The sequence below is a fragment of the Agrobacterium salinitolerans genome (assembly GCF_002008225.1).
Lineage (GTDB): Bacteria > Pseudomonadota > Alphaproteobacteria > Rhizobiales > Rhizobiaceae > Agrobacterium > Agrobacterium salinitolerans.
Genome location: NZ_MRDH01000019.1, coordinates 67,511 through 75,293, shown reverse-complemented (window position 1 = coordinate 75,293; position 7,783 = coordinate 67,511). Strand labels below are relative to the sequence as shown.

Below are 7,783 nucleotides of genomic sequence, written 5' to 3'. Positions count from 1 at the left end.
GTAAAAGACCACAACAAAACGTCATCATCCCGAAAAAGAAAAAACCCGCCGAAAATATCGACGGGTTTGTCAGCGGTCTGGAGCCCGCTACCGCGGGCTCCAATCTCTCAGACGCGGAACTTTAAGCGTCAGCGCAATGCGCCAACCAGAACGTCGCGGCCATCCTCGATGGAGACCCAACGGCCCGTGTTGAAGGACGCCTGTCGCTTCAGATAGGTGTAGTTGGTGTCGGTCCAGAGCTTCACGTCGTCGGTGAGGTTGTCGAGAATGTAATCACCGTCCGTGGTACGGAGCGTCAGCACGGCATGGCCTTCTCCGTCAGGCTTGCGCACGACTGTTATCAGCAGATCGGCGACGGAAAAACCGCGCTCGATCAGCTTCTTGCGCTTCAGCAGCACGAAATCTTCGCAGTCGCCGGCGGTCGTCGGATATTCCCAGACCTCGTCCTTGCCGTAGATTTCCTGGTCGGTCATCGCCACGATGGTCGTGTTGACGGACGTATTGATCTCGCGAATGACGCCCCAGCCATATTCGGTAACGCGCGGCGGCGGCGTGACCTTGCTACGGATGTTGCATTCGTCGGCATATTTCTGACAGAACTCGTAATGGCCGATCGGCTGGGAGGTAATACCGCCCGTCACCATGGAAGGGCTTCCCTTGGTTTCCGCGGTGGCGGAGGCGGCAGTCATTAGCCCGGCGGCAACTGCAAACAGCAGCGCACGCGCCAGCGGTGCGTTCATCATGAAACCCGTCCCTTAAATTCTTAATGAAAAGTTAAGAGGGATCGGGGGTGCGAGTCAATCATTAGCAAACGGCGGTCCTCAAGACTCGCTGAATATGGTTAAGAGCGTTGCGCAAATGCCTATATTGCAAGGGCTTTGACAGCTGCGAGCATCCGCTCGATATCCTGCGGTCGAGAAAGCCGATGGTCTCCGTCGCGGATCAGCGTCAGCACCACATCGTCGGCAGGAAGATGTTCGATGAGTTTCAAAGCGTGCTGATAGGGAACGTCTGGGTCACGCATGCCCTGCAGGATGTGGACGGGGCAGCCGGTGGTGATGATGCCCGTGAGCACGCGGTTCTGCTTTCCGTCTTCCATCAGCGCGCGGGTGAAGATGTTGGGCTCGGGGCTATACTCCGAATGTTCCTCGAAGTAACCCCGTTCTGCGAGAGAGGCTTTTTCCGCATCCGAAAGGCTCGGCTCTATCAGTTCCTGCGTGAAATCAGGCGCAGGCGCAATGAGAACCAGACCGGCGACGGAGGGTGCGCCGCCCGCCTTGCGAAGCTCCTCGATCATGCGCAATGCAATCCATCCACCCATCGACGAGCCGACGAGAATGACCCGTGACGGCGCTTTTGCACGCACCACCGCTAGTGCCTCCTCGAGCCATCTCGAGATCGTGCCTTTGTTGAAATCACCGCCGGAAGCCCCGTGCCCGGAATAATCGAGGCGCAGGCAACCAAGGCCGTTTTCCGCGGCGAAGCGGTCAAGCTCAATTGCCTTGGTGCCCGTCATATCGGAACGGTATCCGCCCAACCAGACGAGCATGGGCGCGTCCTGTTGCGATGTTGCGCGGCGATGAAGGAAGGCAATGTTGCGGGCGTCGTCGCCCATTCCTATATGCAGAAATTCAATGGCTTGTTCGGTCATGTATATGCAATTCTCCTGATTTTCCTGCAATATCGGCGGCGTATTTGCAAAATCCGTGGCAACAGGTGATCTTTTCGGGCAGATATGCTATTGACTTCGCCGCGGCAATAACGACATTTCCGCCACTTGTACCAAACAAGCTGTTTTTTGTTGACGTGATCCAGAAACAGATCAGGAGAATACGACCATTCGCAGACCTTTCAAAGCCGATGCCCCCGTCAAGGAGGGGCCGCGCTCCAACCGGGAAATTCGGGTTCCCAGAGTTCAGCTTATTGATGAAGAGGGCCAGAACCTCGGTAGCATGCCGACGGATCAGGCTTTGAAAATGGCGGAAGAGGCCGGTCTCGATCTCGTCGAGATTTCGCCGAACGCAGAGCCGCCGGTATGCAAGATCCTCGATCTCGGCAAGCTTAAGTACTCGACCCAGAAAAAGGCCGCTGAAGCGCGCAAGAAACAGAAGATCGTCGAAGTCAAAGAAATCAAGATGCGCCCCAACATCGACACGCATGATTATGACGTGAAGATGAAGGCGATGAACCGTTTCTTTGACGAAGGTGACAAGGTGAAGGTGACGCTGAAGTTCCGTGGCCGTGAAATGGCCCACCAGGAACTCGGCATGAAGCTTCTCCTCCAGGTGAAGGAAGACACCCAGGCGATTGCCAAGGTGGAAGCCGAGCCGAAGCTCGAAGGCCGTCAGATGATGATGGTTCTCGCCCCGAAATAACTTGCGCCAGCCTTTTAAGGCCGCATGAATAGCCATCGCAAGGGGAAGTTTGCTTTCCCCGTTGCGCTTTTAGCCGACTGCGGTTATAAGCGCGCGTCCGAACGGTCCGGCAGGGCATGCCGAGGCCGTTCCTGAATAGCTTGAAATAGGCCTCGTCTGCCTGTTTCGATACAAAAACGGAGTAGCAAAATGCCCAAGATGAAGACGAAGTCCGCTGCAAAAAAGCGGTTCAAGATCACCGCCACCGGCAAGGTTGTTGCAGCTGCCGCCGGTAAGCGCCACGGCATGATCAAGCGTACCAACAAGTTCATTCGCGACGCGCGCGGAACCATGGTTCTCGCCGAAGCTGACGGCAAGAAGGTCGTCAAGAACTACCTGCCGAACGGTCTCTGAGACTTTTCCGCACTTTTGGACACTTTAAGGAGATCATGACATGGCACGCGTAAAACGTGGCGTAACTTCCCGCGCCAAGCACACCAAGACACTCAAGGCAGCCAAGGGCTTCTACGGCCGCCGCAAGAACACCATCCGCGCAGCAAAGGCTGCCGTGGATCGTTCCAAGCAGTACGCCTACCGCGACCGCAAGGTTAACAAGCGCAACTTCCGCGCTCTGTGGATCCAGCGTATCAACGCTGCTGTTCGCGAATTCGGCCTGACCTATGGCCGCTTCATCGACGGCCTGAACAAGGCTGGCATCGAAGTCGACCGCAAGGTTCTGTCCGACATGGCTATCCATGAGCCGGCAGCATTCGGCGCGCTCGTCGAAGCAGCAAAGAAGGCGCTTGAGTACCTCAAGGATGCCGGCACGGCCAACGAGTTTGAAACCGCTGTAAAGTAATTACGGCGCGGACAATCTGTTGTTCATTTGAAACCCGCGTCGGGAAACCGGCGCGGGTTTTTCGTTTTGAGTTGCTGATACATTTCCATCGGTATTTTTTAATTTAGAAATCTAGAAGAGTTGGAGTATTCACGCCGTTTGGAGCGAAACCCTTGGTGGATGGAAATGCTGGTCAATAAAAGTGAGGTTGTGGAAGCGGAAGGTTTTCGCGTTCATCTCGAAGACGATGACATCGCAACCGTGATGCGCGTCCTCCTGAAAAGTGACCGGCGCATTCAGAAGGTCGAGCTTTCGCAGCTGACGGTGTGGATCAAACGGCAGGGCACGGAACGGGTGACCTGGTGGATGAAAATGCAGAAGCTGCTGTCGAAACTTCTGCCCTACACTTTTCTTCGTCCTTCCGAGCCGCTTGACGGTGCCGGCCTCATGCAGCGAGAACTGGAAACATTGCAGCAGTTCCAGCAACGCGGCTTCCCGGTTCCGCCGCTGATCTATTCTTCACGTACGGCGGTGGTGCTGGGAGATGTCGGCCCAACGATCATGGAGCGGATGGATGCGCTGAAGTCGTCCGATCCGGTGGAGCATGACGCCTTGCTTGTGAAATCCGCAGAAGCGCTCGGCGAGCTGCATGCTGCAGGCCTCTGCCACGGTCGCCCGCATGTGCGTGATTTCTTTTTAAAGGACGGCCGTGTCGGTTTCATGGATTTCGAGGAGCGCCCGCAGGAGGTCATGCCGCTTGAAACGGCGCAGGCCCGCGATATCTGGCTGCTGTTTCTGCAGGTCGCGACCCGTGCCTGTGATGCCCCTAAAACCCGCGATGCGGCCTTTTCACGCTGGCTTGAAAACGCCCCACTGCGGGCAGTCGAAGAATTAAGCCGCCTGACCCGCATTCTCGGGCGATTTTTACCGCTTGCCCGGTTGATCGGGCGCGTGCGGATGGGTAGTGATCTGCGACGCTTTATCATGGCGACCGACTATCTGATGAATGCTGTGAACACCGACGCCGCTGTAAAAAAGTCCGGCAAGGCAGGAAAAGATGACTGAACTTGATACCTTGAAATCGCAACTGATGTCGGAGATCGCCGCCGCTGCCGATGAGCCGGCCATCGAAGCCGTGCGCGTCTCCGCGCTTGGCAAGAAAGGCTCGGTTTCGGAGCTTTTGAAGACGCTTGGCAGCATGACGCCGGAAGAGCGCCAGACCCGTGGCGCTGCCATCAACCAGCTCAAGACCGAAATCACCGACCTCATTAGCGAGCGCAAGAACGCGCTGAAGGATGAGGCCATCGCCGCCCGGCTTAAGGCGGAAACGGTGGATGTCAGCCTGCCGGTCCGCCAGTCTCCGGCCGAGCGCGGCCGCATTCATCCGATCAGCCAGATTGTCGATGAAATCACCGCCATCTTTGCGGATATGGGCTTCTCCATTGCGGAAGGTCCCGATATCGAGACCGATTATTATAACTTCACGGCGCTGAATTTCCCGGAAGGTCATCCGGCCCGCGAAATGCACGACACCTTCTTCTTGCCACCGGATGAAAACGGCGAGCGCAAGGTGCTGCGTACTCACACCTCGCCCGTGCAGATCCGCACCATGGAAAGCCAGAAGCCGCCGATCCGCATCGTCATTCCGGGCAAAACCTATCGCCAGGATTCCGACGCCACGCATTCGCCGATGTTCCATCAGGTCGAAGGCCTTGTCATCGACAAGAAGGCACATGTTGGCAATCTGCGCTGGATTCTGGAAGAATTCTGCAAGACCTTCTTTGAGGTCGACAGCGTCGTCATGCGCTTCCGCCCGTCCTTCTTCCCCTTCACGGAGCCGAGCTTCGAGGTGGATATCCAGTGCGACCGTTCTGGCCCAATCGTGAAATTCGGCGAAGGCACGGACTGGATGGAAATCCTCGGTTGCGGCATGGTGCACCCCAATGTGCTGCGCGCCGGCGGGCTTGACCCGGATGAATATCAGGGCTTTGCCTGGGGCATGGGCCTCGACCGCATCGCAATGCTGAAATACGGCATGCCTGACCTGCGTGATTTCTTCAACGCCGATGTCCGCTGGATGACCCATTACGGCTTCCGCCCGCTCGACATGCCGACGCTATTCGGCGGTCTCAGCGTTTAATCCGGTTAGCCAAGGAGCAAAGACATGAAATTCACTCTTTCCTGGCTGAAAGAGCATCTCGAAACGGATGCGACGCTGGACGAGATCTGCGAGCGGCTGACGGCAATCGGCCTTGAGGTCGAGGATGTTGATGACAAAGCGGCCTACAAGCCTTTCGTCATTGCCAAGGTGGTTTCCGCTGAAAAACACCCCGAGGCCGACCGCCTCAAGGTGCTGATGGTCGATGCCGGAGACGGCAAACCGGTGCAGATCGTCTGCGGCGCGCCGAATGCACGCGCCGGTCTCGTCGGTGCGCTCGCGCGTCCGGGCGTCTATGTTCCGGGCATCGACGTCACCCTTGCAGTCGGCAAGATACGCGGCGTGGAAAGCCACGGCATGATGTGCTCCGAAAAGGAGCTCAAAATCTCCGACGATCATGACGGCATCATCGATCTGCCGCAGGATGCCCCTGTCGGCACGTCCTTCGCCACCTATGCCGGTCTCGACGATCCGGTCATCGAAATCAACCTGACGCCGAACCGTCCCGACTGCACCTCGATCTATGGCATTGCTCGTGATCTCGCCGCGTCCGGTCTCGGCAAGCTGAAGACGAGACCCGCGCCGTCCTTCAAGGTGGAAGGCGCAACGCCTGTGGACGTGAGGCTGGAACTGGACGACACTGCCCTTTGCCCCGGCTTCTCGTTGCGCATCGTGCGCGGCGTGAAGAATGGCCCAAGCCCGAAATGGATGCAGCAGCGCCTGATGGCAATCGGTCTGCGCCCCATCAATGCGCTTGTCGACATCACCAACTACATGACCTTCGATCAGGGTCGGCCGATGCACGTCTTCGATGCCGCCAAGGTCAAGGGCGATCTCACGGTTCGCCGTGCGAAGGAGGGCGAGACCATCCTCGCGCTCGACCAGCGCGAATATAAGCTCGGTCCGAACAATGTCGTCATCGCCGATGAAAAAGGCCTCGAGTCCATCGGCGGCATCATGGGTGGCGAACATTCAGGCTGCGACGAGAACACCGTCGACGTGCTGATCGAATCCGCTCTCTGGGATCCGATCAACATCGCCAAGACCGGCCGTTCGCTCGGCATCATCACAGATGCGCGTTATCGTTTCGAGCGCGGTGTCGATCCGGAATATATGGTTCCGGGTCTGGAACGCACCACCGAGCTGGTTCTGGAACTCTGCGGTGGCATTGCCGGGGAAGCCAAAGTCGTTGGCTACAAGGGCCATCAGCCAAAGGTCGTGGATTTCCCGCTGACGGAGGTGAAGCGCCTGACAGGTCTGGAAGTGTCGGCGCAGGAGAGTCTCACCATTCTCAAGGGGCTCGGTTTCGGCGTCGAGGGAACGGGCGAGCGCGTATCCGTCACCGTGCCGTCCTGGCGCCCGGATGTTGATGGCAAGGCCGATCTGGTGGAAGAAGTCATGCGAATTCATGGCGTCGATAACATCAAGCCGGAACCGCTGGAAAGCTTCGGTGCCGTCAACGGCCGTATCCTGACCACGCTGCAGATCCGCACCCGCACCGCGCGTCGTGCGCTGGCAAGCCGCGGCATGCTCGAGGCCGTCACCTGGTCCTTCATCCCGGAAGCGCAGGCGAAACTCTTCGGCGGCGGTTCACCGGCCCTGAAGCTCGCAAACCCGATTGCGGCCGATATGTCTGACATGCGGCCCTCGCTGCTGCCCGGCCTGCTGACCGCCGCACAGCGCAATGCCGACAAGGGCTATGGTGACGTCGCGATCTTCGAGGTTTCCGGCACCTATGAGGGCGATACACCTGATAAGCAACGCCGCGTTGCCGGCGGCGTTCGTCGTGGCACGGCCTCGCTGGCGGGTAGCGGCCGCATGTGGTCCAATGCTTTGAAGGGCGGCGGTAAGCCGGTCGATGTCTATGATGCCAAGGCCGATGCGCTTTCGGTGCTAGAAGCTTGCGGCCTGCCCATGGCCAATGTGCAGATTGAGGCCGGCGGCCCCTCCTGGTATCATCCCGGCCGTTCCGGCACCATCAAGATGGGTCCGAAGGTCGTGCTCGGTTATTTCGGCGAGTTCCATCCAAAGACGCTGTCCGAGCTGGATGTCTCCGGCGCCTATTGCGGTTTCGAGATTTATCTCGACGCCATGCAGGAGCCGAAGAAGAAGGCAACCCGCACCAAGCCTGCGCTTGAGCTTTCGCCCTTCCAGGCGGTGAAGCGCGACTTCGCCTTCGTGGTCGACAAGTCGGTGGAAGCGGGCGCCATCATCAAGGCGGCTACAAGCGCCGATCGCAAGCTGATCGCCGGCGTCAACGTCTTCGACATCTTCGAAGGCGCCTCGCTCGGCGAAAACCGCAAGTCGGTAGCCATCGAGGTCCAGATCCAGCCGGTCGACAAGACGCTGACGGACGAGGATTTCGAAGCCTTGACGGCCAAGATCGTCGGCAATGTCGAGAAATCGACGGGCGGCGTCCTGCGCGCCTGAGCC

General features: G+C 58.3%; 8 protein-coding genes. 6 read left to right on the top strand and 2 right to left on the bottom strand.

Translation table 11 applies throughout. The features are described 5' to 3' along the window. Positions 1–128 precede the first annotated feature (128 nt). Together BS627_RS13865 and BS627_RS13860 are read right to left on the bottom strand one after the other, a co-directional pair. Complete coding sequence (locus tag BS627_RS13865) at positions 129–743, bottom strand: transglutaminase-like cysteine peptidase (protein WP_089153251.1); 615 nt, start codon at positions 741–743, stop codon at positions 129–131. Between the two features lie 119 nt (positions 744–862). Continuing rightward, entirely contained in the window at positions 863–1,651 is a 789-nt protein-coding gene (locus tag BS627_RS13860) for an alpha/beta hydrolase (protein ID WP_077983784.1), read from the bottom strand. Between the two features lie 187 nt (positions 1,652–1,838). Here BS627_RS13860 and infC point away from each other — a divergent pair, with 187 nt between their 5' ends. From infC to pheT, 6 genes are all read left to right on the top strand, one after another. Beyond that, positions 1,839–2,375, top strand: a complete 537-nt coding sequence (gene infC / locus BS627_RS13855; RefSeq protein WP_077224822.1) for a translation initiation factor IF-3 — start codon at positions 1,839–1,841, stop codon at positions 2,373–2,375. Positions 2,376–2,564: 189 nt separating this feature from the next. Continuing rightward, entirely contained in the window at positions 2,565–2,768 is a 204-nt protein-coding gene (gene rpmI / locus BS627_RS13850) for a 50S ribosomal protein L35 (protein ID WP_003493355.1), read from the top strand. A gap of 40 nt (positions 2,769–2,808) precedes the next feature. Further along, positions 2,809–3,213, top strand: coding sequence for a 50S ribosomal protein L20 (gene rplT / locus BS627_RS13845; protein ID WP_003493358.1), 405 nt, complete (start codon positions 2,809–2,811; stop codon positions 3,211–3,213). 165 nt (positions 3,214–3,378) lie between these two features. Then, positions 3,379–4,257, top strand: a complete 879-nt coding sequence (locus BS627_RS13840) for a lipopolysaccharide kinase InaA family protein (protein ID WP_077983795.1) — start codon at positions 3,379–3,381, stop codon at positions 4,255–4,257. Continuing rightward, entirely contained in the window at positions 4,250–5,332 is a 1,083-nt protein-coding gene (gene pheS / locus BS627_RS13835; RefSeq protein ID WP_077983783.1) for a phenylalanine--tRNA ligase subunit alpha, read from the top strand. The genes BS627_RS13840 and pheS overlap by 8 nt, the downstream gene beginning before the upstream one ends. A 24-nt stretch (positions 5,333–5,356) precedes the next feature. Next, the gene (pheT, locus tag BS627_RS13830; RefSeq protein WP_077983782.1) at positions 5,357–7,780 is read left to right on the top strand and encodes a phenylalanine--tRNA ligase subunit beta; all 2,424 of its coding nucleotides are present in this window, start codon (positions 5,357–5,359) and stop codon (positions 7,778–7,780) included. Positions 7,781–7,783: the final 3 nt, after the last annotated feature.

What these genes read in the sequence shown, in the direction of transcription:
- BS627_RS13865 (WP_089153251.1), bottom strand. Translation starts at nt 743, where the DNA reads ATGATGAACGCACCGCTGGCGCGTGCGCTGCTGTTTGCAGTTGCCGCC.
- BS627_RS13860 (WP_077983784.1), bottom strand. Translation starts at nt 1,651, where the DNA reads ATGACCGAACAAGCCATTGAATTTCTGCATATAGGAATGGGCGACGAC.
- rpmI (WP_003493355.1), top strand. Translation starts at nt 2,565, where the DNA reads ATGCCCAAGATGAAGACGAAGTCCGCTGCAAAAAAGCGGTTCAAGATC.
- rplT (WP_003493358.1), top strand. Translation starts at nt 2,809, where the DNA reads ATGGCACGCGTAAAACGTGGCGTAACTTCCCGCGCCAAGCACACCAAG.
- BS627_RS13840 (WP_077983795.1), top strand. Translation starts at nt 3,379, where the DNA reads ATGCTGGTCAATAAAAGTGAGGTTGTGGAAGCGGAAGGTTTTCGCGTT.
- pheS (WP_077983783.1), top strand. Translation starts at nt 4,250, where the DNA reads ATGACTGAACTTGATACCTTGAAATCGCAACTGATGTCGGAGATCGCC.
- pheT (WP_077983782.1), top strand. Translation starts at nt 5,357, where the DNA reads ATGAAATTCACTCTTTCCTGGCTGAAAGAGCATCTCGAAACGGATGCG.